Below are 24,280 nucleotides of genomic sequence, written 5' to 3'. Positions count from 1 at the left end.
TACACAGCCTCTTATACTTGCGATTGCAAAATAATTTGCGGCAAATGATGAACAGGATGTTCCATGACAATCGGTCTTGTTCCGTATACAGCCTCGATTCTGTCACTTTGCAAGATGTCTTTTGGTGCACCGACGCTTATCTGCTTTCCTTTATGCAGCATCAAAATACGATCGCAGTATAAGGAAGCCAGATTCAGATCGTGCAGCACAGCAACGACTGTCACCTGCGTCGTCTTTTGCCATTTTCGCACAATGTCCATGAGTTGAATCTGGTACCCGATATCGAGGTAAGTCGTGGGTTCATCGAGCAACAGCACCTGGGGTCTTTGGATTAATGCCTTCCCCAAAGCTACGCGCTGCTTTTCCCCACCACTCAACTGATCCAGTGTGCGCTCTTCCAAATGTTCAAGACTGAGCATCTGTACGATTTCATTAATGAGCGATGCGACATCCTGCTTCTCCTCCCCCAGCCAATTTTGGTAAGGAAAGCGCCCCATCTCCAACACCTCTCGGACACGAAAACCGACTGGCGGCAGACCCTCTTGCTCCAAAACAGCCAGTATTTTGGCAAGCTCTTTGCGTGGATAGGAATGAAGCTTTTTCTCTTGAAGCAAAATGTCTCCTGCATCTGCCTTGATGACACCTGAAATGATTTTTAGCAGAGTGGATTTACCGCTTCCATTGGGCCCGATGATGCCAAAAAATTCTCCCTTGTCCACGCAAAAATCGATGCCGTGCAAAACTGGCGTATCCTGATACGATTTTTGCAAGTTACGCACATTGATCATCGCTTACGTTACCTCTTCCTAAAGCGTTTATTTTGCTTCAATAAATAGGCGAAAAACGGTGCTCCCAAAAATGCTGTCACGACGCCGAGCGGGATTTCCGTTGGACTCAACAGCAATCTGGCAAGCGTGTCGGCCCACAATACGTAAATACCACCGAAAATCGCAGCCATGGGCAGTAAAATACGATGGTCAGGACCAACCAGCAATCGGACGAGATGCGGTACCACCAGGCCAACGAACCCGATAATTCCCGCGATAGAAACCGCCGCTGCGGTCAGGAAAGTCGAGACGACCAGAACCACGAGCTTCGTTCGATCCACATGGACGCCGAGATGCGCTGCCTGCCGCTCCCCTAACGCAAATAGGTTCAAGGAACGCGCATAGCTCACAAGCACCATTCCACCTATGACCAAGTACGGAATCAAGACAGATGTAAAGGCCCAGCCGCGAAATGACAGGCTGCCCATAAGCCAGAACACGATCTCATTCACCGTCTGGTCAGATAGCGACACCATAAAGGAAACGAGCGAGCCGAGAAAAGCCTGCACTACGACACCAGACAAAATCAAGGTCTCGGTTTGCAGCTTTCCTTGCGTTTTCGCGAGTCCAAGTACGATCCATAAACTGAGCAGTCCTGTAAGAAAAGCGACGACAGGCGTGCTCCATGCACCCAAAAAGCTGATTTGTAAACCAAAAAGGATCAAGAAGGCTGCTCCGACAGCAGAACCGGATGCCACGCCCATCGTAAACGGATCAGCGAGCGGATTGCGCAAAACGCCCTGAAAGCCCGCTCCTGCAAGTGACAAGCAGGCCCCAATCAAGACAGCCAATACAACGCGTGGAAAACGAACCTTCATGACAATTTGCTCAGAAGACTCTGGCCACGTTACGCTGATCCACTCAGACAAGCCCGGGATTTGATGAAGCAGGATGAGCCATACTTGCGAAATGGGGAGTTGTGCCGCCCCCATCGAGATGCTGATAATGATTGATGCCAGAAGAACGAGACAGCTTACTCCTCCCCATATGAACAATCGTTTCTTCATTTTATTTCACCAAGTCAGGGTAAATCGTCTTGGCTACTTCGATCAACCCTTGTGTAATACGCGGACCAGGACGGGACAAAATATTTTGGTCCATGCCAAAGATTTGTTTTTCACGGATCGCCTTCATTTTATCCCAGCCATTGCGATTCGCGATCAGATCCTCCAGCTTGACGCCAGACTTTTCATCGGTAATTCCGCTCGCATACAAAATGACGTCTGGGTCGTTTTGCAAAATCTTTTCTTCACTGATCGGATTCCATCCTTCGGTGTCGGAAGCAATGTTTGTCGCCCCAGCCAGCGTGATGAGTTCGTCCATGAATTCGCCTTTTCCGACTGTCCAACCCGGGGAAAATTCCAGATATACCTTTTTCTTCTCTTCCGGTTTTACATTTTTCACTGCTTCTTGAACGTACGCGATGTCTTTCTTCATTTGCGCGACGACTTTTTCGGCTTGTTCCTGTGTATTCGTGATAACTCCCATCGCCAAAACATTGGTAAGGATATCATCCATCTTTGTCGGATGGCTAATATAGACTGGCATCCCGAGAGATTTGAGCTTGTCAGCCACTGGCTTCTCCATCGAAATTCCACCAACGATCATATCCGGCGTTTGAGCGAGAATAGCTTCTTCGTTTGGTTTGACGACCCCGCCAACTTTTGGCTTTGCCTTCGCCGCATCTGGATAATCATCATAGTCTGAGACAGCTACGATCCGATCTTCCAAGCCTAGTGCGAACAAAATCTCAGTCTCGGCAGGTGATGTTGAGACGATTCGCTCAGGAGCTTTTGCAAAGGTTACTTCTTTTCCTGTCGCATCCGTGACTGTCAGTGGATACGTTGTTTGTTTTGCAGACTGCTCGGCCGCATTCTCTTGCGGTGCTGGCTGCGGTGCGCTTGTTTGTCCTCCTGGTGCTGGCTGGCTGTTATCGTTACCTGTACAACCTGCGAGGCTCGCCGCAACTAGTAGGGGGATCATGAATCGCAATGAACGTTTCATATGTAGAACTTCCTTTCTGCATGTTAAATCGACTGTTATTTCCAATAAAAAAGCGACCCTTGCTTCCATTCGGAAATCAAAAGGGTCGGCACCTTTGGGCAAACAGACAGGATGGTCTGCTTCCTGAAATAGGCCGATCCTTTCCGCGAAGGCAACAGGCACGAAAACAAACAGGCAGGTCTCCTGGCTTACGGCTGAGGATCGAGCCGATTTACAGTGGCGGGACCGCGTCGGATTTTCACCGACTTCCCTTTTCACCCGATCTTTTTGTTAAAAAGACGAGGCACCTATTTGCTGTTACGTTTGAAATTGTCACAGTTCATGACTCATCCTACATCATAGCATTCCTTGGATGAAAAAAGAATGACAAACACATAGGGCAGTCCTTTCTTGCCTGCTAAAAAATGAAAAATGCCTGAACAAAAGGTTCAGGCAAATGTAAAGCTTTTGGCTGGCTATTACCCTCGTTTGTGCAAATAATCTAGAATCCCCATGGAGCATACTTGCAAATCGAGCTTGAGTACCTCGAAAACTTCGTGGTCATCATTAATGCCTTGTGACTGTAGATGATCCGAGACTCGTTCAACTAACTTACGAGACAGCTCGTCATAGGTTTGACCAGCAGCAAGCGATGATTCTCCTTCCTCCACAAATACGGGGAGCCACTCACGAATTTGGCGGTACACGTCGTCTACCTGCTCTGACATCCCAAAATGACCAAAGTAAATCCGACTCAGCTTGCTCGCTTCAAAACGGCTTAAAGACGCTAACATGGCATCCGGGTCAAACTGATTCGGCGAAGTAGATGGCAGCACGAGGTGAATACCATCCTTTTTAAGCTGTGGATAGAGTACACCTGCGGTATCACCTGTGAACATGCCGCGGCTTACAGGATCGTAGATGCTGAAGTGATGATTGGCGTGACCTGGGGAATCCAGAAACTCCAATGCGCAATTCCCTCCGATCTGGAGTGTATCTCCGTCCCCGCGAATCAAAATCCGCTCCTCGGGAACTGCCTCAATCGGATCAAACAATCGATCAAAATCATCATGATACACGGCTCTCGCGCCTGCGATCAGTCGGCTCGGATCGATGAGATGACGTGCACCTTTCGGGTGGACAACGACCTTTGCATTCGGACAATCCTTCAGAAACAGTCCTACTCCTCCTGCATGATCCAAGTGAATGTGCGTCACGATGATGTATTTTACTTGTTCCGGCGTATAACCGAGCTTGGCGAGACCAGCCTTGATGTATGGGACAGAGGGGCTTGGCCCTGTTTCTACCAATGTAAGCTCCTCTTCCGCGATTACATACGTCCCCGTACGTTCCGCCCAGCCCATATCGAAACCGTCTATTAAATGGATGCGTTCCCCTAAGTCGATTGGCTGTGATGATTGCATGTAAATACTCCTCCTTTTCAAAAAATCTCGAGTTGCCATTTTGTTGTAGGAATATTTACACTTTACCATCTATTTTGGACGCATTGGAGATAAACAACACAAAATCTTCATATTTTTATCGTATGATGAGGGCAGCAAAAACAATTCCATTATCTGGAGGGGTGCAAAATGGGTCAGCTTTTTTCTGAGTTACGACCTGAGCATGAGAAGTTTATCAAGAAGCAACGGATGTTCTTTGTTGCCTCTGCTCCTATGGACAAAGATGGTCACGTGAATCTTTCACCGAAAGGGTACGATTCTTTTCGCATAATATCCCCTAATGAGGTCTCCTATTTGGACCTGACTGGAAGTGGAAACGAAACCAGTGCACATCTGCAGGAAAATGGCAGGATTACGATCATGTTCTGTGCATTTGAAGGCCCCCCTCTCATCATGCGCCTATTCGGCAAAGGAACGGTTATTCTCCCAGATACACCTCGGTGGGATGAGCTCGTAAATGACTTCCCGCTTCTGCCTGGTGCTCGTCAAATCATTACCGTAAACATACAGGAAGTAAAGACTTCTTGCGGCTGGGCTATCCCCTTCTATTCCTATTCAAAAGAACGCGAAACCCTTCAGAAATGGACTTTGGCTAAAGACGAGCAGGAGCTGCTTGATTATCAAAAGGAATACAACGTAGTAAGCATGGATGGATTACCAACACCCTTGGGACAAAAGCTTTTTCCCGCAGCAGGTGGGGATAACTAAGCGTAAAACGCAAAGAAGCTGCCTTGCTCGCAGCTTCTTTTTTTGAAACCTCACTTGCTCGTATAAATGGCCACTGCATCGCGGAGAAACTCGGCAACACCTGGCTGCTCCTTGTCATAGTAAGCGGTAAAGCGCGGGTCATCAACATACATCTGGGCCACCCCTGCGTGCGCTTCCTTACTGTAGCTGTCCCAATAAAAGCTCAGCCATTGACGGTGCAGATCGGCCGCTTTTTGCGACAATTCATGAGCAGGATCACCTGTCGAAAAAGCCTGCGCCAACGTTTCATGCAGCTCTGCGTTCAATTTCTCCAGCGCGGCATACTGTTCTTCTGTCATGCCTTTGACCTTCTGATTCGATTTTTCAATTTGGTCATTTCCGTATTTTGCTCGAATTTCTGCCCCGTACTTATCTTCATTCTCATCAATCATTTTTTGCTTGAAGCCTTCAAATTTTTGTTTGTCACTCATCGTTTTGGTCCCCTCTCTTTGTGCTAATGTCAAATCGACATTGGCGATTAACGCATCCAATTGCGCTCGCCTTTCCAGGAGCTTCTCGCGGTGCTCCCGCAGTGCCCGTTCAGCATCAAAGGTTGGTGAATCCAGGATCTCCTTGATCTCCTCCAAGCTCACACCCAGCTCGCGGTAAAAAAGGATTTGCTGCAATCGATCAACCTCTTGCTGTCCGTAAATGCGATACCCTGACGAATTGATTCTCGCCGGCTTGAGAAGATCAATTTCATCGTAGTATCGGAGCGTCCGGGTGCTGACACCCGCCAGGAGTCCTAGCTTTTGCACTGTATATTCCATGTTCATTCCTCCTGACAAATTGATCGTACACATTTACGGACCGTCAATGTCAAACACATTTTCACAAAAAAATTGGCGTTACTTCATTTTCATTATTTGCTAAAATATAGGGAAAGCCATACAAGGGGGGACTGCGATGCTCTATATCATCGGCTTCATTGTAGCCATGCTCGGTGCCGGGTGGGGGTTAACAGGGTTGCTTAGTCTCAAAGCGAGAGACAAACATGCCATCACCCATTACAGTGACGATGCTTATAACCAGCAAACCTTGTTCCAGATGCACAACAACCCTACCCAAGGAATGTAAACATAAAAAATGGCTGCCCGCATCCTGTGCATGGCAGCCACTTTTCTTTTTTACAGAGCTTGGAACGTATCGGTCAATACCGGCACGATTTGCTTCTTACGAGAGACAACGCCCTTCAGAACGGCTTTGTTGTCCACCAATGTTACTTGGTACGCTTTTTCAACTGCTTGCGTTGCGCTGCCGAGAGCGATCGCAACAGAGTCGTTGTTCAAGATATCGGTTACAACGAACACGAACAAGTCCAAACCTTTTTCAGCGATGTTTGCATTCATCGCCGCTTCCAATTCGCCTTGGCGTGCAAGTACGTCATTTACATCCACTGCATTTACTTGTGCGATTTCTACTTTCGCATTGCCCATTTGGAACTCTTTTGCATCCAATGTGAGCAGTTGTGCGATTGTTTTGTCGCTCAGGTCTGCCCCCGCTTTGAGCATGTCCAGACCGTATGCTTCCAGATTGACACCTGCGATTTCAGCCAGCTCATGAGCAGCAGCTACATCTTGCTCCGTGCAAGTTGGCGATTTCAACAGCAGTGTATCCGAAATGATAGCAGAAAGCATCAAGCCCGCCATCTCTTTTGGAATGTCTACGCCGTTTTCTTTGTACATTTTCTTCAAAATGGTAGTCGTGCAACCAACCGGCTCAGCACGGAAGTAGAGCGGATTGCTCGTCTCAAAGTTCGCAATACGGTGATGGTCGATCACTTCTACCACTTGCACTTGTTCAATGTCATTCGCGCTTTGTTGGCGCTCGTTGTGGTCTACAAGGATGACTTCATTTACTTCATTCGCCACTGTTTCTACGAGGCGCGGCTCTTTTACTTGGAAGTAATTCAGCACAAATGCTGTTTCGCTGCTGATTACACCCAGGCGTACAGGCTCTACATTCGCGCCCAGTTTTGTTTTCAAGTCAGCGTACACAAGTGCTGAACAAATGGAATCTGTGTCTGGATTTTTATGACCGAAGATTAATTTTTTTTCCATCATCCATACTCCTTAATCGTAATTTGGCGTCAAAATTATACCATAACTTAGAGGATATGCCCAAGATACATTATAGGTTCAAACTCGATCGTTGGAAATAAGGTTTTGAAGATCATACGGAAAAAAATGGGAGGCGAAGTGAAATGAGAGTGGCAGCTTTGTATGACATTCACGGGAATGTACCTGCCCTACATGCAACATTGGCAGAACTCGAAGTTGTAAAGCCTGATCTTATTGTCATCGGAGGAGATATTATCTCAGGCCCGATGCCTGTCCAAACACTTGAAATGCTCTTCCAACTGGATATACCTGTGCAATTCATCCGTGGTAATGGCGATCGTGAAGTCGTCCTCGCTTTTGACGGTGAGGCTCTGGCCTTAGAGATGTCCGATTCTGTGCGGGAAATCACGTCATGGGTTGCGGAGCAATTGAACCGCTCTCATCGCGACTTTCTGGCGCAGCTTCCCCTTACCTACACGTTAGAACGAGAAGATTTCGGGGATGTGCTATTCTGCCACGCCATTCCCACCAATGATGAAGATATTTTCACTCCCCTTACATCGGATGCAGTCGTTGCCACTTACTTTGAGGGGACACAGCAACGAACAGTCATCTGCGGTCATACACATGTCCAATTTGAACGTCGTCTTGGCGATCTGCGTATTCTCAATGCTGGGAGTGTGGGCATGCCGTTTGCCGACAAACCAGGGGCATACTGGTTACTTCTTGATGGTGACCGCTATGAGCATCGCTTTACACTCTATGACGTAGAGGCTGCTGCAAAACAAATCGCTTCCACGAACTATCCGCAAGCTAAGCAATTTGCCGAAGAGAATGTCCGAAAAATACCTACTGCTCAAGAAGCGATGGAATTTTTGGAGGCCCTGGCACAAAAAAACCGCCCCTCTACTTCGTAAAGGGTCGGTTGAGAAAGATAGCGGAATCGATTAATCGTCCCAGTCTACATCCAGTACAGCGCCTGTCGTAGCGGAAATCTCCAAATCTACTTCCTGTCCTTTGGCCGTTTTCACTTCCACTTCATACACATAGTAGTTATCGTCTTCATCCAGCTTGATGGATTTGATGTTGCCGCTCACTTTAGCCAAAGCAATTTTTTTCGCTTGCTCTACACTAATTTTCACTTGTTGTTTGTTCCAGTGATCGTCGTTGTCGTCGTCATGATCATCGTCGTCATCGTAGTCAACTGTTTGCCACACATCCCCAGTCATTGCATCGACGTACACGTCAATCTCTTGATGTTTGTTTTTGATCTCTGCTTTGTATACGAGGAAACCGTCCTCTTCATCCAGCTTCCACTCGGTAATGATACCAGACTGTGTATCCCGAACTTTTTTCAGTGCTTTTTCAGGCGTGATGCGCACGAGCTTCGCCCAGTTGTGTTTCACATCATCGTCGATTTGCAGGTACACCGTAGAAGTGTTCTTTTGCGGTGCGCTGTAATATTGGTTGCTATGTGCAAACGCTGTTACGCTGAGGCTCCCTACAATCAGTGCTCCTACCATGGTCATGACTACTTTTTTCATATGATCTCGCTCCTTTTTTTCACTGGTTTTCTTTGATCTCCTTTATCATAAAAAGGACAGATGAAGGGAAAAAAAGAGAGAGATTAGAAATTGATGAGAAAATAGAGGAGACCTCTCACAGAATTCATGATTGCCGGTGAGCCTCAGCGATTAACGAAAAGAGCGAGTGCTTTCTACTGGCAAAAATGATCCATTCCGGCTGTAAATCGACGCAAATGCAACATCCGCGCTTTTGCGTGCTTTCCGCTTTTATCCGTATAATGAAAGCAATCGAGAGGACAACAGCCGACTCGATGACTTACGAAAGAGAGCGTGAATGGCAGTGTAATACATATCGTTTCTAACGACTTTCTATTTTTTCTTACATGAGAAGGAGAAACGATTTTTCCGTGGAATCACCACTTTTGAAAAACATCTTTTTTTGAATCTATTTTCTCGTCACCATGCAAACAGTCATCATGTCCGTTATGACCTTGGAAGTGAAAAACCCAGCACGTATCCAATTAACTGCACAAGCAACACAAGCTATCTCATATGCCTATACGGAATCAGGCAATCGGAAATGAAAAAAGGCACTCTACTATTCTTGTAGAGTGCTTCTTAATATCCTATGAACCATGCATGTGAAGAAGGAGTGAAAGCCACGCGAAAAATGGAGGTACGTCCTTATGACACGAACTGGTTGAGATTCATCACGTCGGAAGCACTTCGGTACGCGGACTATCGGCAAAGCCTGTAATCGATGTCTTGCCAGTCGTTCGCGACATTGCGCGGGTGGATACATACAACAGCGAGATGCTGGCATATGGTTGCTTCTTCATTCCCAGCAAGTATCCGAATATCTTACATGTAGACGGATATTTCTAAATTATCATATATTTTAACAGAACATCTCATATTTTCTACCTATGTTTCTACTAAAACACAGACAGAAAGAGGTACAGGCATGTTGAACAATCAAAAAATAATCGTAACAGGGGCAGCCTCCGGGATCGGGAAAGCCGTAGTAATGCAATGCCTGCAAGAAGGGGCTACTGTCATCGCGTGCGACCTCAATCAGAACGCTTTGCTAGCACTGGAAGAAGAGATTGATCAAGCAGCCACTCTGCATACGTATCGTGTAGATGTCAGCAATTACGAGGAGGTCGTGGCTTTTTTTGCGCATATCGAGGCAGAGCATGCGGATTGTACGAGTCTCGTCAATAACGCAGGCATTTACCTGGCGAAAAACATTCTGGACTACGAATTCGAAACGATTGAAAAAGTTCTCGCGATTAATGTAAAAGGATGCATTTATTTCTCACAGATGTTCGGGAAGCTCCTTTTGCCTGCAAAAAAACGCGGAACGATCGTCAACCTGTCCTCTGTATCCGGAATCGAGGGCAGCTCGGATGCGGTCTATGGCACCTCGAAAGCGGCGATTCTTGGCTTGACGAAGAGCTGTGCAATGAATTTCTCTCCCTATATCCGGGTCAATGCGGTAGCACCCACCATGGTTGCCACACCGATGATGGACACCATACCAGAGTGGCGTCGGGCAGAATATCTCGCTCATGGACTCATCGACAGCCCTGTTTTGCCTGCGGATGTGGCAGATACCATTGTTTTCCTGTTATCGGAGAAGTCCAAACACTACACCGGAGCGACCTTTGACATCAACAACGGAGGGTATCTCCGGTAATGGCAAAGGGGCGTTTATTCAGACGATTACAGCCTGAATGAACGCCCTTTTGATCAATCTGTTTAATGTCCTACCATCCAGGGACGCTTGCCCCCACGGCTGTGGGTATGACCTCCATGCGAGCGACTCCCATGGCTGCACCCCGCTCCCTCATGGGAAAGCGATTGCTTCCGCACAATTTTGGGTTCCACACCACGCTCGATCCGTTGGCGCAGCGCTTGCGGTGTCATGATCAATCCTGGGGCTGCATACAAACGCTTTGACGGTAGCCCGCAATCGGGGCAAGCAACGCTCTCTGTCAGCTCGCTCATCTTCAGCCACTGTACAAATGGACCACATTCCTCGCACATGTAATCGTATCTCGGCATCGTATTTGGCTCCCTCTTTCGCGGTCTTTTTCTTGGCTACTTCGGTAAAATATCTCGATCAAAAATGCTTGTCGGGATTGATAAGGTACAGCACGCGTTCGGAATATCGACGATCCCCGCAATTCTTCCCTCCACCGGTGCCGTTCCCAAAAGCATGTACGCCTGCTCCCCTGTGAAGCCCATCGCTGTTTTCAAATATTCGATGGCATTCAGGCATGCATTACGGTAAGCGACATGCGCATCCATGTACAACTGCTGCCCTGTCGTCTCGTGGACGGAAATTCCTTCGAAAACGAGGTATTCCGTATAGCGGGGCTCTACTGGACCCGGCTTGAATACAGGGTTGTTCACGATGTTATACTTCGCCATCCCGCCCTTGATGACATCGACATGAAGATCCAGCCAACCAGCCATTTCAATACCGCCGCAGAAGGTCACTTCTCCGTCTCCTTGTGAAAAATGCAAATCGCCCATGGACAGCTTCGCTCCCTTTACATAAACCGGGAAGTAAATGCGAGTGCCTTTGGACAAGTTTTTAATATCGCAGTTTCCGCCATGTTCGCGAGGGGGGACCGTTCGAGCCGCTTCTCTGGCAATCCGGTCAAACTCGGCTCCGGTTAGACTGCCCAACACGGCACTGTGCGGGGTCGGCAAATTCGCGAGTGGCGGCATTCGCTCAGGATTTGTCGCTACGAGGTCGCTTTCTCTTCGATTCCAGCGATCCAATAGTTGGTGGGAAGGTGCGGTACCAATCAAGCCCGGATGAAGAATGCCAGCAAATTTGACGCCTGGCAAATGGCGAGAGGTCGTGTAAATGCCGTGGAAGTCCCAGATCGACTTGGCCGCTTGTGAATAATGATCGACGAGGAAACTCCCTCCGTTTTCCTTGGCGAAAATCCCGTTAAAGCCCCATTCCGATTGGGGGAGTGCCCCGATATCGAGAATATCGACAACCAAGAGGTCGCCTGGTTCTGCTCCATTCACCCAGACAGGTCCACTGAGCACATGGACGCGATTGAGATTGACATCGCGCATGTCGGATGGGTCATCGTTGTTAGCGATCTGCCCGTCGGTCCAGTCCTTACATTCCATGCGGAAAACAGCTCCTGGATTCACGGAAACGGTTGCAGGAATGTCTGGGTGCCATCTGTTGTGACCAGGTGTATCCTGCTCCTCCATCGGTTTGTTCAAGTCAACTCGAAATAAAACTTCTGGCATGCTGCTTCCCCCTCACTTGTTCAAAATGGCGTATGCCGTACATGCACAAAAAGAAGCAAATGACATGCCAATGCTTGCTGGTCCCGATAAAAATTTGATGATATCGATTCTTTTGGCTATTTTCTCCTGTATACTTATTAGAAAGAGCTTGTCGCAAAACAGGTCATGCAGTTGATCTGCCCTTGACCGAAAAAGCCCCTCATCTCTTGTATCGCTTTCGTCATTGTGTGTCGTTTGTTTCACGCTTCCTTGTCGGACACCTGTCCCACGATCGAACAAACAAACTATAACCAAGAAAGGGTGCGAGAACGATTTTTGAAGCCGGCACGCTGCTCCCGTCTTTCAATTCTTCCTCCGTTATCGAGCGTTCCCATCATCGCACGATCTCTCATGCTGTCTTTCATTCTCTCTATCAGCATTTACAGGCCTCTGCGAATCTTTCACCCTACGAATTTTCTCTGATCAGGGACGCGCTAATCCATTTGCTACAAAATGGCTCTTTGCCACTTTTCCCGCTATCCTTTTCCACATCGCGCCGTTCTTCTGCACTCCAAACTGATCATGTGATTCCAACTCTCGTGCATGCATCCCATTCTGTTCCCAATTGGAAGAGTCTTCTTTTCGCATGGGCGGAAAACAGCCAAGAATGCCTAATCGCCGTAAGCGATGATCGTGTTGTGCTGTTTGCTAACAAACGGGCAAAAGAACGATTTTCGTTAGTTGAAGGCCTTGTCCTCGAGGCGGATTGGGAACAAGAACGCTTAACCAATTGGTACTTGGAGGATCTCGATCTGGGGGAAAAGACGTGGTATCGCCTCTTTTTTATTCGCCCATGTACGTCAACTTTGTCAAAGAATACTAGCAGCTATTCGTTTTCAGAGATTCATACGAGTAGTCCCCTCTATCAAGCCCAACTACATACAGCGCGTATCGCTGCACAATCTCTATCGAATACGTTATTGCTCGGAGAAACAGGCTGTGGCAAAGAAGTCCTGGCACGTGCCATCCACTCCTCCAGTTCACGAAAAGACGGTCCATTTCTTGCAGTCAATATCGCAGCACTTCCGCGTGAACTGATCGCCAGTGAGCTATTTGGATATACAGAAGGAGCTTTTACGGGTGCAAAAAAAGGAGGACAACCGGGAAAATTTGAAGCAGCAAATGGAGGAACGCTCTTTCTCGATGAAATCGGGGAAATGAGTATGGAGCTTCAAGTGCTTTTGCTTCGCGTCCTCGAAGAACGCAAAGTAACGAGATTGGGCTCTCACGAAGAAAAGTCATTGGACATTCGGATTATCGCTGCCACCAATCGTTCCATTGAGGAAGAAGTACGGAATGGGCAGTTTCGTGCAGACCTTTACTACAGACTCAATGTCCTGCAAATACGCATCCCTCCCCTGCGCGAACGCAAGGAAGACATTGCAACCTTGGCTGACGAGTTCCTCCAGCAGCTTCATACCCAGTACGCTGGTGGTCCGACAGGCATTTGTGAATCTGCCCTGGCAATCTTGCAGCAGCATTCATGGCCCGGAAATATTCGTGAGCTGCGCAATATCGTGGAGAGAGCTTTTTTACATGCGTTCGGTGATTCGTGGGTTACCTCTCACCATCTTCCGAGCGAATGGCAGCAGCAGTATGGACTGCAAGAAGCATCCGGTGAACCTTTGCCATTATTGCGCGAATTAGAGAGACAGACGATCCAGCAAGCCATCACTCAAGCTCCGTCCATCAGCGCCGCTGCCAAAAAGCTAGGAATTGCGCGAAGCACCCTGTATCGAAAAATGGAAGAGTTAGGATTGGATAAGCAAATCGGGGGATGAGCGTAAGCAGCTTGTCCCCCGAACCATTTTACCGATGCCCTATTCGTCGGCGAGTGCTCGCCTTATCGTCATTCTTGCTTCCTCTGCCACTTCCTCGTCATTATGATCAATAGCTTGCATCCAGAGCAGCATCGGAATGTACACCGCCATCATCCTGGCCAATATTTTTGTCTCTTCATCCACTTCTCCATACGCTTGAAAAAATGACTGGCGGGCTTGTGGCGGTAAAAAACTGTAGGCCACATTTAAATCCGCTCCCGGGTGACCCACATTGAGATCTCCCCAGTCAATGATGCCTGATATATGCCCAGCTTCATCTACCAGCATATTTTTCACATGCAAGTCTCCATGCAGAAGCACTTCACACGGTCTTATTCGGTCGATCACGACTTGCCCTAAATAATTCGCGATCGCATCCCGATCCTCTTCAGAAATATGTACAGATAAGGTAGACAAGAATGTCTGCATCTTTTCTTTTCTCTGTGCAATGTCCAGCAGGTTCCTGTGATCATGTTCGATCCCATTCTCGCGGGCACGCTCGGGCGGAAACGCGTGCAAGCTTTTTAAAAACGTCGCAAGTGCCACTGCCGATGAAGCACGCTGCTCGTTGGTCAAGCCTTTCGGAAACGTTCCCGGAACATACGTGTACCCCAAAAAAGGGAATGGATAGTCTTCGTTTGGTTCCCCATAAAAAATTGGCTTCGGATACGGTATCGTCAGGAATGCCGCGAGCATTGGCAGCAGCACCCCTTCCTTTTTGATCAATTCAACAGCGACATTCCGCCTGGGAAAACGGAAAACATATTCGTTCCCCACTCGAAAGACCACGTTATCCCAACCACAGCCGATCAGCTTGATGGGCATAGAAGATAGCTGCGGAAACTGACGGAAGATGAGTGCGCGTGCCAATGGCTCAGATACTTCCCAGTCAGCATCCCATGGATTCGAGTTGGTCATTATTTTCGTTCCCTCCCGTTTGTCGTTTCATCTGCCGTGATGATGCTTGCAGCTACGATTGTGTAGCACGGATCTGGTAGACACATTTCTTTCCGCCGATTGCTACACATTCCGTCCGTTCTACGCTCGTCTGGAGTAACGCTTGGTAACAATTAAGCTCTCTTGCACAGATCATCTGATACCGATCTGCTACTTTAAAATAGGGACAATTGTACTGCGTGATCATATATTCCTCATCACTAACCTGTTCCCATCTCGCCATAAATCCATTGTCATCTTGGATGCGTGCCATCTCTGCCACCTTTTCAGATAGCGCTTTTCCTTCCATTTGTCCCTCGTATTTCTGGATAATCTTCTCTTGCTGTCTTGCGAAAAATTGATCCACTCGGTCTACCCCGTCTGCCAGCACGATATGCTCCATCAAGTCCACGGCCAGTTGCCCGTAATCATTCGGAAATTGTTCGTTACCTTGCTGTGTCAACGTGTAGTAGTGCATCGGTCTTCCTGCTTTTTGACGGCCTACTCTACACACAACAAAACCGTCTTTTTCCAAGTAGATCATTTGCCTGCTGACAGCTACCTTTGTGAGCTCCAGCCTGTTTTGCAAATCCTTTGTGCTGAGCTCCCCTTCCCTTTTCAGCAACAATAGAATGTATTCACGTGTTGATAGATGTCTATATCTCTCCATTTTCTCTTCGCCCCTTTATTGGAAAAGAACGATACGCTCACAGTATATGTCCTTTGTATAACTAATTCAACAAACATGTTTATAAAGTGACATTCTTTGTCCATCGTGAGACCTACATAACTGCAATTTATTAAACATTTTAGTTGAATATATATAAAATAGTGCCTATACTGTGATTGTAGAGCAAGGTGCTTTTTTCCAAGAAGGATAGGTGAAACGAATGAAACCTGTATTCTCCCTTCTCCGTGAACGACAAATTGAAGTGACTTATCAGGAGCCTTTGGCGGCACATACTACCTGGAAAATTGGCGGACCAGCGGATTTACTGATTACACCGAGCAGTAAATCCCAACTGATCATGGTCCTGCAAATACTGAATGAACATCACGTCCCATGGATGGTGCTGGGAAAGGGCTCCAACCTTTTAGTCACAGACAAGGGTTATCGTGGCGCAGTCATTACATTAAACAAGGCTTTGGACTATGCCCGAATCGTAGGGAATCAGATTTACGCAGGGGCCGCCTACTCCTTGATCAAGCTTGCAGCATTAGCAAACAAGCACAGGCTCAGTGGCTTGGAGTTCGCAGGCGGAATACCCGGGTCTGTCGGCGGCGCTGTGTATATGAATGCAGGCGCGAACGGATCAGATATATCGGACATCTTCCATTCAGCAGAAGTGATCACGCAAACGGGAGCCATTCGCTCCTTGCGTGCCGCAGATTTGGATTTTTCTTATCGCCACTCTTCCTTGCAAGAGACTACTGTCATTATCACGGAAGCCGTTTTTGAGCTGACTCCGTGCGACAGCGAAAGCATCAAGCTTCAGTGGAACCTGTATAAAGAAAAACGTTTAAAAACACAGCCTCTGCCGTTTGACTGTGCGGGCAGTGTATTCAAAAATCCCCCAGGCCATTTTGCTGCAAAGCTTATTGAAGATGCAGGCCTAAAGGGCATGCGGTACGGAGGCGCGGAAGTATCGAGCAAGCATGCCAATTTTATTATGAATACCGGTACTGCCACCGCACTTGATGTATCGACACTCATAAAACAGATTCAGGAAAAGGTTCACAGCCAATCAGGGATTCTCCTTGTACCTGAGGTTGTGATCGTAGGTGAACAGTAAGCATAAAAAGGGAGGTCTTACGATGATTCAAATTAGCGAAGCTGCCGTCACTCGCATTCAACATATGCTCGAACAAGAAAGCTCTGCTCTCTTCATTCGTTTTGGGGTGAAGGACGGAGGGTGCTCCGGAATGACCTACGGACTCGGCTTTGATGATACGTATCAAGAAGGCGACACCACAATTGAGATGGATGGTGTGAAGCTGGTCGTCAATCCGGAAAGCTATCCGTATGTCGATGGCGTCGAAATCGATTACAAAGAGACGGGAATGATGGGTGGATTTACGATCCAAAACCCGAATGCAATCGCAACCTGTGGCTGTGGAAGTAGCTTCCGTACAGCCCTACAGCGAGGGAAAAGAGAAAAATGTGAGTAAATCACCGATTCCAATCAACATCAAAAAGCCGATTCTCTCTTAGAGAAAATCGGCTTTTTGCCTTTACTCATCACTCCTCCCGCTTCGTCTCGATCGATAATCCTTCGACATGCTTGCGACTCATCATTTTACGTTTCTTCCGGTTCTCTTTTGTCTCGAAAACGATGTCCATGTCATAATCGGCCGGATACAGTTCTTTGCCCTCAATATGCAAGGCGAGGCGCTTTCTGTTGATTTTATATTTCTGATTTTGAATCATGACGCCAACGATACCTTTGGAGTCCTCCGCAGCAAACACAATGCCGGTTCTCCCCAGATAGGAAATGAATACACAATCACCAACAGCAAATGGTTTGTCTCGCTCAGGCGTGGCTGGCGTATCTGCTGCTTTTTCGGAAATCTCCTGTGAAGATTGCTCACGCCTCTCCGCTTCTCCTTCTACTGCCACTTCCTCCGACTTTTCTATCACCCGTGTCTCCACGTATTGGGGAGCCTCATTCTCTTCCTGCTCGACGGCTTGGTATTGTTCCAGCCTTTCCGCAGTGGAAGTCGTAGTTGTGAATCCATTCCGAGTAATTTCCCGTGAACGCTGAATCATCTCAGACGGGATACCCAGCTTCAGTGCGATCAGAAATGCGTAGCTCTGGCCAGCTTCTCCGATTCGCAAGCGATACAGTGGCTGCAAGGTCTCCTCGTCGAACTCCATTCGTGCATTTTGGAACCCGGCAGTTGCGGAGGCAAAATTTTTGATTTCGTTGAAATGTGTATTCACAATCACCGTCGCGCCTCTTCGATGCAGCTCCTCCAAAATTGCAATCGACAGGGCGACACCTTCTCCTGGATCTGTACCGGTAGCCATCTCATCAATCAGAACGAGGGTCGAGGCATCAGTGATCTGCAAGATTTCCAGGACATTATGAATATGCGCGGAAAACGTGCTTAACGCTTGCTCGATGCTTTGTCCATCCCCAATATCTACCGCGATGTTGCGAAAAATGGCAAAGCGACTGCCTTCCTGTACAGGTACGAGCAAACCCGACTGCACCATCATGGTTAAAAGCCCGATGGTTTTCAACGTCAATGTTTTCCCGCCTGTATTGGGCCCTGTAATAATAAGCGATTTGTACTCTCGACCAATCTTCATATGCAGCGGCACCATTTTCGGACCGAGTAGCGGATGCCGTGCTTCTTTGACATCGATGATCCCTTTTTCGTTTAGTTCGACATTCGCACCTCCGATTGCCAATGCGTACTTCGCTTTTGCGAAAAGGAAGTCATACATTCCAACGGTCTCGACATTCACGGTGAGTTCATGCGTATATTCTTCTGCGAACGCGGACAATTGCATCAGTACTTTTGTTACTTCGCGTTCTTCCTCTGCCTTGAGTGCTGTGAGTTCAAACTGTACGGTGCTGATCTCCGTCGGTTCCATATAGACGGTTTGACCGCTCGCCGATTCATCTAAAACACTACCAGCCACTTGCTTGCGATGTTCTTTTTTGATGGGAATGACATAACGTCCATTGCGTGTACTAATGACATTTTCTTGCATGATCGAACGATATTTGTTCATGATGGAATCCAGTTGTCTTTTCAGACGCTCTTCAAATACGATAATCCGTTTACGCACCTTCAACAAGTCTTTGCTGGCGGAATCGACAACTTGCCCATGACGAATGCATTGTTCGATTTCGTTCTTCAATTTTGTGGCGTCGTACATCGATGCTGCATAGCTGCTTACGCGTGGCGCCAATTGTGCTTTTGTCGCCATGTACTTCATTAGCTGTGAGCAACTCGTTAGGAACAGGTACAGATTTGTAAAATCGTTTACCCCAAATACATATCCCGTCCCCAAGAGGGAAAGGATCTTCTCCATCCCTTCCAGCGCTGGAATCGGTACACTAGCTCCATTTTGCAGGATGTTCTTGGCTTCTGCTGTTTCGTCCAACTTGCTTCGCACTACTTTGACAGAATCCAGCGGCATCATTTGTTCTACATGCTTTTTCCCTGCGTACGATAACGCGTATTCCATTACCTTTTCTTTGATTTTGTCGTATTCGAGACGCTGTAATGCTTTTTCATTCATGTCTGATTTCTCCTTTTTTATGCAAAATAAAAAAGGGCGAAGAATGAACAAATGTCATTCTCCGCCCTTTTTTGGGATACCTAAACAAAACGCAACCAAATAAAAAAACGCGCTGAACACAGCACGGATTTTGGGCGCAATGATAGGGTTTTCACCTAAGGCATTGTATGATATCCGTTGTTCTTAACTAATTCCAAGGCCGATTATCACCCAGCACAAAAAAACTTTGCTTCATGGCAAAATTTTCGAATGATGAATCAAGACCTTTACTATGGAATTGCTTTAGTTAAGAACGACCGCCGACATCAACATCTCTCCCTAGATATGGTTCTCTCCACTATAGCGCATATGATCCTCTGCCGTCAATCCGCTTCGAATTTGTACACCTTCACGCCATAACCAGCAAAAATATCGTCAAGCTGTTTTCTTACCACATCCCAGTCCCCGCCTGCTAAACCGCAGCCGATCCCGTATGGAATGGCAATGGTCAGATTTTCTTTTTTCGCCAGGGCGAGAACTTCTTCCAATCCTTTTTGCAGCATGTCATATTTCGTGTAGACTCCTTTTTTTCCATAACCGAGCTGTGCGAAAAGGTTGGCCATGTACTTCCCCTCCCCAACCTGGCAAAGCTGTACTTGTCCAAGGAGGTCTCCCCGTGCATCCGTATACTGCTCGCAATGCCGTTTGTATTCTGTATAAACGCTTGGGTATTTGGCTCTTATTTGCTTGGCAAGCCCTGCTCCCATCACACCCATGCAGTTGACCTGCTGCACGATGATATTTTCCGTAGCTTCTAAAATGTTGCCTGACACGACTTGTACCCATTCACTCATGGCACTCGCTCCTTTCCTTATGCTACATGCAGGGATTTCTTTTTACGCCTTAAGAAGCGCAGACAAACAAAATAAAGCAAAGATGCAGCTACGCCCAGGACATAAAACTTGAGAAGCAGCTTAAAGGTATGCGTAACGATTAAGAAAAGCATCATGGTTGCAATGATTCCAGCCACGATGTACAGTAGCGCCTCCAGTAGGAAAAGGAGACTTCCCTTGTTCCATGGTAATCGCTTCATGACCCAATCAATGGCGAGAGATTGCGGAATCCCTAACAAAAACACCGTTGGGAACGTAAACATCGCAACGAGAAGAACTGAGGATCGATCCTGAAAATACAGAAGTGCAATCCCAAATGTAAATAAAAAACTGGCCAGTATCCCCGCAATAAACCTTTCAGCCATGCTAGACACGCTCCTTGCTCCCTACACCTGCTCACGAATAAACAGGTCTGGATAGTTCAGAATCAACCCACTTGTATCGACCGTGATATTCTCCACGAACGTTCCTCCCGGTATTGATAGACAAAAGAGCCCCCATTGCTTTCGAGCAATGTATATTGCTGTTGCACTTGTCTGTACGTCAGCTCATGGGCTGAGAAATAGGCTACTTGGATAGACTGTGGCTCCCCTGGAGAATACGACAACCGGCGGATCGGCAGTGTATTCGTGAAAGGCGTACAAGAAATATCGATATCAATACAGCCAAAGAGCTCAGGAATGGGCTCGCCCACCTCGTTCGTCCAATTTCCCTTGCCATCCGATGAGAGATGCAAAGCTCCTTCTTCGCCCATGATTGCTAGTGAAACCTCTCGCGTGACCCAATTTGAATCAAGGACAATTTCATATTGGATTCGTGTTAGAGTGGCGTCATCCAGCCTCCCGATCACCATACTATTTACGTGGATTCGGTTCGAGCCCTCCCGTATTCTCAAGTGCTCATATCCGACACCTGTCGTTGGTTTCCAGATAACATTCGCTGGTAACATGCAAACCCCTCCGATCATTTGTTCCCCTTTTCTCCATCCTATCATTTCTTGGATGAAAATGGTAGGGTTCTGTATGATCGGCTTACTCAACGCATACCTGTGTCATCCACGGAATAGATTATAGTACCGGAAAATAATGGAAAGGGGACGTTTGATGGATAATCCCTCCTTCTCCTTCACACAACCTGACATGCTGTCCATTATTCGCAATGGTCTCCCACGAACGCACTCCCCCCTCAATATCATCATCATCGGGGCGGGGATAGCTGGTCTTGTTTCAGCCTCATTGCTAAAAGCAGCGGGACACAACGTAACGATTTTGGAAGCTGCGGACAGGATAGGCGGCAGAGTTTACACATTGCGCTCTCCTTTTACCCACGGCCATTATCTAGAAGCTGGCGCCATGCGTATTCCTCACACACACGAACTTACCCTGGCATACGTGAAGAAATTCTCCCTTCCCCTACATCCGTTTATCAACAACTCTCCGAACGACATCATCTCAATAAATGGCATCAAAACAAGACGTTGGATCTATCAACGCGATCCCGACATCCTCCGCTTCCCTGTAGCGCCACATGAAAAAGGCCGTACTTTCAATGACTTAGCCGGGCAAGCCATTCGTCCTGTCATTGACTTCATCAAACTCAATCCTGCGACGAACTGGCCCATCATTGTTCAAAAATATGATCGTTTTTCCATGGATCAATTCTTGCGCTTCAATCCTGTTGGCCCTTCCTTATCCGCCCCCGCTATCGATATGATCAAGGTCATGACTGGCTTCGAGGGATTCCCTGAGCTCGCCTTTCCCGAAATTTTACGAGACTTCATCCTGTTCGATCCTTCTACACGTTTTTACGAAATAGCAGGGGGATTTGACCAGCTACCACAGGCATTTCTCCCCATATTACAGGACAATATATACTTCCGGCATAAAATGACGCGAATCGTCCAGACGGGAAATCAAATTACCATTTCTGGCGTGCGTACCGACACAGACGAACTGTTTCAGATGACTGGTGATATTGCGATTATTACCATCCCTTTTACCGTTTTGCAGTTTGTTCAGGTTGAACCGTACGACCTGTTTTCCTATCAAAAATGGAAAGCCATTCGTCAACTCCACTATGTTTCCTCATCCAAAATAGGCGTCCAGTTTTCTCAGCGCTTCTGGGAAGCACAGGGAATAAGGCACGGACAAACCGTAACGGATACGCCTATTCGCCTCTCCTACTTTCCCAACCATGGTTTTGATCAGCCTGGGGGTGTCGTATTGGTCAGTTACACTTGGGAGGATGACGACCTTCCGTGGCTCAGCATGTCGAAAGAAGAACAAGTGATGCAAGCGGTAAAGCATCTGGCTGACATTCATGGAGAGCAGGTGTACACTACCTTCGTTACGGGGATTACACATAATTGGGCATTGCAGCCTCATGCTGCTGGTGCCTTTGCCTTGTTCAAGCCATTGCAGGAGACAGAATTAACTCCCTACATTGGTACGCCGGAGGGAAGAATTTATTTTGCGGGGGAGCACACCTCGAATGAACATCACGGCTGGATTCAAGGGGCGATTGAGTCTGCTTTGCGAGTGGCTGTAGAGGTGGGGAGAAAATGAGCGGGGGGTCTGTACGATGAAAGATTCCGTACAATCCCCCGTCTCTTATCGACTACGCTTCTTTTACGAGTTCAACTCATATTCTTTTCGAAGCAGTGCCAGCTTCACAAGATCAATGTACATCCCATTTTCAAATTCCGTTTCTCGATGGATTCCTTCCACTTGAAAGCCAAATTTTTGGAGCAAATGGATGGAGGCCGTATTTCGGGTATCTGCGTCTGCTTCTATTCTGTTTAGATGCATATGCGTAAAACCGTACGCGATAATGGGCCGCAATGCTTCCGACATGATCCCCTTATTCCACCACGAAAAATTCAGATCATATCCAATCTCCGCTTTGTTATGTACAGCATGATAATTTTTGTAGCCGCAGCTACCAAGAAATTTTCCAGTGGAACGATCCGTGACCGCCCACCTGAGTCCCTGTTTTTGTTCAAATAAGTCTCGATACCATCGAAGTTCATTTTCAGCATCTGCTATCGATTGAAACCTCGCTATCCCTACATATCTCGCCACATCTTCATGTGACAGCACTTCAAAAATATCTTCTATGTCTTGTTGATCAGGTTGTCGAAGAATCAATCTGTCTGTTTCGATGAGTGGGAACTGATTGAACATAGTCGGATTACTCACGATAAGAACCTCCTCGCAAACGTAGGATGGGAGATGTTTGGTGACTTGCTTGTGCGTTGCTCCTCCTCTTTCCGAGGACCAGAACGATCGCAGCAGTCTGTCTACAGTATCTTACGAAAGTGATTTTCCATCTCTCCAGCCAGGGCTGCCGGAGTATCACCTGTTTCGCGGAAATCATGAGTATAAATCGTTTCAAACGGCCCAAAATCCGCTTGCTTATAAAATTCAAAGCAAGGGAAGCCATCATGCGCTCCTTCGATCTGTACAAAACCATCCCTTTTCGCCGTTACCGATAATAAGTAATCAACCGGAGGCGCGTGCTCATTCAGGGGATTGCTCGCACTTGCGCTCATTTCAAAGCTCACTTCTTCATCCGATTTCCATACCATGTTCCTGCACAGAATGCTCTCAGTACTCGCTTTTCCTTTTCGGAAATGAATCGAGCCATCTGGATTCGTGATCTTCTCTGTTGTGATTCCCGTGTTCTGATAAGTAAACATTTCTTTTTTCATAAAGTCTACGACAACCTCTTGCTCGACTCTGGACCGCATGGTGTTAACAGCATACGGGGTAAATTCACGTGAATCGCCTTCGAATTGAATGATTTTTCCTGTTTGCGGATCCGTCCTCGGTTCCGTCCATGACAGGGGGATAAATACACTCGCTCTGATTTTGATCAGGTTCACCATACCTGGCACCTCCATGTGTGATTGTTCTTCTAAGACAAATATGTAGTGTTTTGGCGCGGAACGAACTCCATGCAGATAGCTTCAAATTCTTTGCAATCAGCCAAATTGGACAGATTCATGGGGGCTTGTATCCTTTCTACGCCCATCTTCGGATTCACCAATAAATAATACGCCATGAGTAACGCTTTTCTACAATGATCCTGATTTGGTTCACGCACGAGTAGCTCACAGATGATAGCTGTTCTCTTATCCTCGTCATATTGTAAGGCGAGATGGTAGTCCCAAAATGGTATGGAGCTTTTACTCCCAGCAGAACAAACAATAGGGAAACGCGCATGTACAAATTGATTGATGATCTCATTTACATCATCCGTGCTTACCTTCTTCATTTCGTTGTCAACGCAGCTTATTCCTTGATGAATGACCTGATGATATGACACATTCAATAGATGCTCCCGAAATTTCTCTATTAATTCCCCGCGCAAAAAAATAGGACCTATCATGATAAAGTATCCCCTCATTTTCTTAATCGCTTTACAATGACCGCCATGTTATGATTCTAAAATACGAGAATTATCCAA

General features: G+C 47.2%; 27 protein-coding genes and 1 riboswitch. Of the genes, 9 read left to right on the top strand and 18 right to left on the bottom strand.

Translation table 11 applies throughout. The features are described from left to right. Window positions 1-11: 11 nt before the first annotated feature. The 4 genes from ASG16_RS21330 to ASG16_RS21315 form a co-directional block, all read right to left on the bottom strand. Entirely contained in the window at window positions 12-788 is a 777-nt protein-coding gene (locus ASG16_RS21330) for an ABC transporter ATP-binding protein (RefSeq protein WP_056485826.1), read from the bottom strand. Window positions 789-796: 8 nt separating this feature from the next. Next, complete coding sequence (locus tag ASG16_RS21325) at window positions 797-1,834, bottom strand: FecCD family ABC transporter permease (protein WP_056485823.1); 1,038 nt, start codon at window positions 1,832-1,834, stop codon at window positions 797-799. Between the two features lies 1 nt (window position 1,835). Beyond that, window positions 1,836-2,831 (bottom strand): ABC transporter substrate-binding protein, encoded by a 996-nt coding sequence (locus ASG16_RS21320; protein ID WP_056486660.1) that lies wholly within the window; start codon window positions 2,829-2,831, stop codon window positions 1,836-1,838. A gap of 156 nt (window positions 2,832-2,987) precedes the next feature. Then, window positions 2,988-3,137: riboswitch (cobalamin riboswitch) on the bottom strand. A 152-nt stretch (window positions 3,138-3,289) separates the two neighbouring features. Then, window positions 3,290-4,234 (bottom strand): MBL fold metallo-hydrolase, encoded by a 945-nt coding sequence (locus tag ASG16_RS21315; protein ID WP_056485820.1) that lies wholly within the window; start codon window positions 4,232-4,234, stop codon window positions 3,290-3,292. A 168-nt stretch (window positions 4,235-4,402) separates the two neighbouring features. Here ASG16_RS21315 and ASG16_RS21310 point away from each other — a divergent pair, with 168 nt between their 5' ends. Next, the gene (locus tag ASG16_RS21310; RefSeq protein ID WP_056485815.1) at window positions 4,403-4,981 is read left to right on the top strand and encodes a pyridoxamine 5'-phosphate oxidase family protein; all 579 of its coding nucleotides are present in this window, start codon (window positions 4,403-4,405) and stop codon (window positions 4,979-4,981) included. Window positions 4,982-5,031: 50 nt separating this feature from the next. Here ASG16_RS21310 and ASG16_RS21305 read toward each other — a convergent pair whose 3' ends face one another. Continuing rightward, window positions 5,032-5,790: a MerR family transcriptional regulator gene (locus ASG16_RS21305; protein ID WP_048033837.1), complete on the bottom strand. Its 759-nt coding sequence runs from the start codon at window positions 5,788-5,790 to the stop codon at window positions 5,032-5,034. A gap of 136 nt (window positions 5,791-5,926) precedes the next feature. Here ASG16_RS21305 and ASG16_RS30990 point away from each other — a divergent pair, with 136 nt between their 5' ends. After that, window positions 5,927-6,097 (top strand): hypothetical protein, encoded by a 171-nt coding sequence (locus tag ASG16_RS30990; RefSeq protein ID WP_198674250.1) that lies wholly within the window; start codon window positions 5,927-5,929, stop codon window positions 6,095-6,097. 50 nt (window positions 6,098-6,147) lie between these two features. Here the strand turns inward: ASG16_RS30990 and ASG16_RS21300 are convergent, their stop codons facing one another. Next, the gene (locus ASG16_RS21300; RefSeq protein WP_056485813.1) at window positions 6,148-7,080 is read right to left on the bottom strand and encodes a manganese-dependent inorganic pyrophosphatase; all 933 of its coding nucleotides are present in this window, start codon (window positions 7,078-7,080) and stop codon (window positions 6,148-6,150) included. Window positions 7,081-7,223: 143 nt separating this feature from the next. Between ASG16_RS21300 and ASG16_RS21295 the strand changes: the two genes are divergently transcribed. Continuing rightward, window positions 7,224-7,997 carry a metallophosphoesterase family protein gene (locus ASG16_RS21295; protein ID WP_056485811.1) on the top strand — a complete coding sequence of 258 codons (774 nt, stop codon included), beginning with the start codon at window positions 7,224-7,226 and terminating at the stop codon, window positions 7,995-7,997. Between the two features lie 30 nt (window positions 7,998-8,027). On the opposite strand, the gene ASG16_RS21290 is transcribed toward ASG16_RS21295, so the two are convergent. Beyond that, complete coding sequence (locus ASG16_RS21290; RefSeq protein WP_056485810.1) at window positions 8,028-8,624, bottom strand: PepSY domain-containing protein; 597 nt, start codon at window positions 8,622-8,624, stop codon at window positions 8,028-8,030. A 678-nt stretch (window positions 8,625-9,302) separates the two neighbouring features. On the opposite strand from ASG16_RS21290, the gene ASG16_RS31670 reads away from it, so the two are divergent. Together ASG16_RS31670 and ASG16_RS21280 are read left to right on the top strand one after the other, a co-directional pair. Then, window positions 9,303-9,491: a GrpB family protein gene (locus ASG16_RS31670; RefSeq protein WP_082517149.1), complete on the top strand. Its 189-nt coding sequence runs from the start codon at window positions 9,303-9,305 to the stop codon at window positions 9,489-9,491. Between the two features lie 79 nt (window positions 9,492-9,570). Next, window positions 9,571-10,305: an SDR family NAD(P)-dependent oxidoreductase gene (locus tag ASG16_RS21280; RefSeq protein ID WP_056485807.1), complete on the top strand. Its 735-nt coding sequence runs from the start codon at window positions 9,571-9,573 to the stop codon at window positions 10,303-10,305. Window positions 10,306-10,367: 62 nt separating this feature from the next. Here the strand turns inward: ASG16_RS21280 and ASG16_RS21275 are convergent, their stop codons facing one another. Both ASG16_RS21275 and fmdA read right to left on the bottom strand, forming a co-directional pair. Continuing rightward, the gene (locus ASG16_RS21275) at window positions 10,368-10,673 is read right to left on the bottom strand and encodes an FmdB family zinc ribbon protein (protein WP_056485804.1); all 306 of its coding nucleotides are present in this window, start codon (window positions 10,671-10,673) and stop codon (window positions 10,368-10,370) included. A 36-nt stretch (window positions 10,674-10,709) separates the two neighbouring features. Next, window positions 10,710-11,891 (bottom strand): formamidase, encoded by a 1,182-nt coding sequence (fmdA, locus tag ASG16_RS21270; protein ID WP_056485801.1) that lies wholly within the window; start codon window positions 11,889-11,891, stop codon window positions 10,710-10,712. Window positions 11,892-12,373: 482 nt separating this feature from the next. Here fmdA and ASG16_RS21260 point away from each other — a divergent pair, with 482 nt between their 5' ends. After that, window positions 12,374-13,711, top strand: a complete 1,338-nt coding sequence (locus ASG16_RS21260; RefSeq protein WP_056485795.1) for a sigma-54 interaction domain-containing protein — start codon at window positions 12,374-12,376, stop codon at window positions 13,709-13,711. A 39-nt stretch (window positions 13,712-13,750) separates the two neighbouring features. Here ASG16_RS21260 and ASG16_RS21255 read toward each other — a convergent pair whose 3' ends face one another. Together ASG16_RS21255 and ASG16_RS21250 are read right to left on the bottom strand one after the other, a co-directional pair. Further along, on the bottom strand, window positions 13,751-14,668 hold the full coding sequence (locus ASG16_RS21255; RefSeq protein WP_056485792.1) for a phosphotransferase: 918 nt from the start codon (window positions 14,666-14,668) through the stop codon (window positions 13,751-13,753). A 52-nt stretch (window positions 14,669-14,720) separates the two neighbouring features. Next, the gene (locus ASG16_RS21250) at window positions 14,721-15,356 is read right to left on the bottom strand and encodes a helix-turn-helix transcriptional regulator (protein ID WP_056485789.1); all 636 of its coding nucleotides are present in this window, start codon (window positions 15,354-15,356) and stop codon (window positions 14,721-14,723) included. Window positions 15,357-15,576: 220 nt separating this feature from the next. Between ASG16_RS21250 and murB the strand changes: the two genes are divergently transcribed. Both murB and ASG16_RS21240 read left to right on the top strand, forming a co-directional pair. Continuing rightward, window positions 15,577-16,479, top strand: a complete 903-nt coding sequence (murB, locus tag ASG16_RS21245; RefSeq protein ID WP_056485786.1) for a UDP-N-acetylmuramate dehydrogenase — start codon at window positions 15,577-15,579, stop codon at window positions 16,477-16,479. 22 nt (window positions 16,480-16,501) lie between these two features. Beyond that, window positions 16,502-16,855, top strand: a complete 354-nt coding sequence (locus ASG16_RS21240; protein WP_056485783.1) for a HesB/IscA family protein — start codon at window positions 16,502-16,504, stop codon at window positions 16,853-16,855. Window positions 16,856-16,925: 70 nt separating this feature from the next. Here ASG16_RS21240 and ASG16_RS21235 read toward each other — a convergent pair whose 3' ends face one another. The 4 genes from ASG16_RS21235 to ASG16_RS21220 all read right to left on the bottom strand — a co-directional run bounded on the left by ASG16_RS21235 (window position 16,926) and on the right by ASG16_RS21220 (window position 20,762). Beyond that, window positions 16,926-18,941: an endonuclease MutS2 gene (locus ASG16_RS21235; RefSeq protein ID WP_056485780.1), complete on the bottom strand. Its 2,016-nt coding sequence runs from the start codon at window positions 18,939-18,941 to the stop codon at window positions 16,926-16,928. Window positions 18,942-19,303: 362 nt separating this feature from the next. Then, window positions 19,304-19,774, bottom strand: coding sequence for a macro domain-containing protein (locus ASG16_RS21230; RefSeq protein ID WP_056485777.1), 471 nt, complete (start codon window positions 19,772-19,774; stop codon window positions 19,304-19,306). Window positions 19,775-19,791: 17 nt separating this feature from the next. Beyond that, on the bottom strand, window positions 19,792-20,178 hold the full coding sequence (locus ASG16_RS21225) for a hypothetical protein (RefSeq protein ID WP_056485774.1): 387 nt from the start codon (window positions 20,176-20,178) through the stop codon (window positions 19,792-19,794). A 62-nt stretch (window positions 20,179-20,240) separates the two neighbouring features. Then, window positions 20,241-20,762: a putative glycolipid-binding domain-containing protein gene (locus ASG16_RS21220; protein ID WP_241970807.1), complete on the bottom strand. Its 522-nt coding sequence runs from the start codon at window positions 20,760-20,762 to the stop codon at window positions 20,241-20,243. A gap of 154 nt (window positions 20,763-20,916) precedes the next feature. On the opposite strand from ASG16_RS21220, the gene ASG16_RS21215 reads away from it, so the two are divergent. Continuing rightward, a complete protein-coding gene (locus tag ASG16_RS21215) occupies window positions 20,917-22,377 on the top strand; it encodes a flavin monoamine oxidase family protein (RefSeq protein ID WP_056485771.1) in 1,461 nt (486 codons plus the stop codon). A 63-nt stretch (window positions 22,378-22,440) separates the two neighbouring features. Here the strand turns inward: ASG16_RS21215 and ASG16_RS21210 are convergent, their stop codons facing one another. The 3 genes from ASG16_RS21210 to ASG16_RS21200 all read right to left on the bottom strand — a co-directional run bounded on the left by ASG16_RS21210 (window position 22,441) and on the right by ASG16_RS21200 (window position 24,202). Further along, on the bottom strand, window positions 22,441-23,010 hold the full coding sequence (locus tag ASG16_RS21210; RefSeq protein WP_056485768.1) for a GNAT family N-acetyltransferase: 570 nt from the start codon (window positions 23,008-23,010) through the stop codon (window positions 22,441-22,443). A gap of 101 nt (window positions 23,011-23,111) precedes the next feature. After that, a complete protein-coding gene (locus ASG16_RS21205; protein WP_056485765.1) occupies window positions 23,112-23,699 on the bottom strand; it encodes a DUF3238 domain-containing protein in 588 nt (195 codons plus the stop codon). 29 nt (window positions 23,700-23,728) lie between these two features. Next, a complete protein-coding gene (locus tag ASG16_RS21200; protein WP_056485762.1) occupies window positions 23,729-24,202 on the bottom strand; it encodes a hypothetical protein in 474 nt (157 codons plus the stop codon). Between the last annotated feature and the right edge of the window lie 78 nt (window positions 24,203-24,280).

The sequence above is a fragment of the Brevibacillus sp. Leaf182 genome (assembly GCF_001423865.2).
Taxonomy (GTDB): Bacteria; Bacillota; Bacilli; order Brevibacillales; family Brevibacillaceae; genus Brevibacillus; species Brevibacillus brevis_C.
This window is presented reverse-complemented; position numbering and strand designations above follow the sequence as displayed.

Bases quoted from the DNA above. Each gene is read 5' to 3' on its own strand.
- murB (WP_056485786.1), top strand. From the start codon at position 15,577: ATGAAACCTGTATTCTCCCTTCTCCGTGAACGACAAATTGAAGTGACT.
- ASG16_RS21280 (WP_056485807.1), top strand. From the start codon at position 9,571: ATGTTGAACAATCAAAAAATAATCGTAACAGGGGCAGCCTCCGGGATC.
- ASG16_RS21240 (WP_056485783.1), top strand. From the start codon at position 16,502: ATGATTCAAATTAGCGAAGCTGCCGTCACTCGCATTCAACATATGCTC.
- ASG16_RS21330 (WP_056485826.1), bottom strand. From the start codon at position 788: ATGATCAATGTGCGTAACTTGCAAAAATCGTATCAGGATACGCCAGTT.
- ASG16_RS21305 (WP_048033837.1), bottom strand. From the start codon at position 5,790: ATGGAATATACAGTGCAAAAGCTAGGACTCCTGGCGGGTGTCAGCACC.
- ASG16_RS21235 (WP_056485780.1), bottom strand. From the start codon at position 18,941: ATGAATGAAAAAGCATTACAGCGTCTCGAATACGACAAAATCAAAGAA.
- ASG16_RS21205 (WP_056485765.1), bottom strand. From the start codon at position 23,699: ATGGTGAACCTGATCAAAATCAGAGCGAGTGTATTTATCCCCCTGTCA.
- ASG16_RS21225 (WP_056485774.1), bottom strand. From the start codon at position 20,178: ATGGCTGAAAGGTTTATTGCGGGGATACTGGCCAGTTTTTTATTTACA.
- ASG16_RS21320 (WP_056486660.1), bottom strand. From the start codon at position 2,831: ATGAAACGTTCATTGCGATTCATGATCCCCCTACTAGTTGCGGCGAGC.
- ASG16_RS21215 (WP_056485771.1), top strand. From the start codon at position 20,917: ATGGATAATCCCTCCTTCTCCTTCACACAACCTGACATGCTGTCCATT.
- ASG16_RS21200 (WP_056485762.1), bottom strand. From the start codon at position 24,202: ATGATAGGTCCTATTTTTTTGCGCGGGGAATTAATAGAGAAATTTCGG.
- ASG16_RS21290 (WP_056485810.1), bottom strand. From the start codon at position 8,624: ATGAAAAAAGTAGTCATGACCATGGTAGGAGCACTGATTGTAGGGAGC.
- ASG16_RS21310 (WP_056485815.1), top strand. From the start codon at position 4,403: ATGGGTCAGCTTTTTTCTGAGTTACGACCTGAGCATGAGAAGTTTATC.
- ASG16_RS21250 (WP_056485789.1), bottom strand. From the start codon at position 15,356: ATGGAGAGATATAGACATCTATCAACACGTGAATACATTCTATTGTTG.
- ASG16_RS21315 (WP_056485820.1), bottom strand. From the start codon at position 4,234: ATGCAATCATCACAGCCAATCGACTTAGGGGAACGCATCCATTTAATA.
- ASG16_RS21255 (WP_056485792.1), bottom strand. From the start codon at position 14,668: ATGACCAACTCGAATCCATGGGATGCTGACTGGGAAGTATCTGAGCCA.
- ASG16_RS21295 (WP_056485811.1), top strand. From the start codon at position 7,224: ATGAGAGTGGCAGCTTTGTATGACATTCACGGGAATGTACCTGCCCTA.
- ASG16_RS30990 (WP_198674250.1), top strand. From the start codon at position 5,927: ATGCTCTATATCATCGGCTTCATTGTAGCCATGCTCGGTGCCGGGTGG.
- ASG16_RS21220 (WP_241970807.1), bottom strand. From the start codon at position 20,762: ATGTTACCAGCGAATGTTATCTGGAAACCAACGACAGGTGTCGGATAT.
- ASG16_RS21275 (WP_056485804.1), bottom strand. From the start codon at position 10,673: ATGCCGAGATACGATTACATGTGCGAGGAATGTGGTCCATTTGTACAG.
- fmdA (WP_056485801.1), bottom strand. From the start codon at position 11,891: ATGCCAGAAGTTTTATTTCGAGTTGACTTGAACAAACCGATGGAGGAG.
- ASG16_RS21300 (WP_056485813.1), bottom strand. From the start codon at position 7,080: ATGGAAAAAAAATTAATCTTCGGTCATAAAAATCCAGACACAGATTCC.
- ASG16_RS21230 (WP_056485777.1), bottom strand. From the start codon at position 19,774: ATGAGTGAATGGGTACAAGTCGTGTCAGGCAACATTTTAGAAGCTACG.
- ASG16_RS21325 (WP_056485823.1), bottom strand. From the start codon at position 1,834: ATGAAGAAACGATTGTTCATATGGGGAGGAGTAAGCTGTCTCGTTCTT.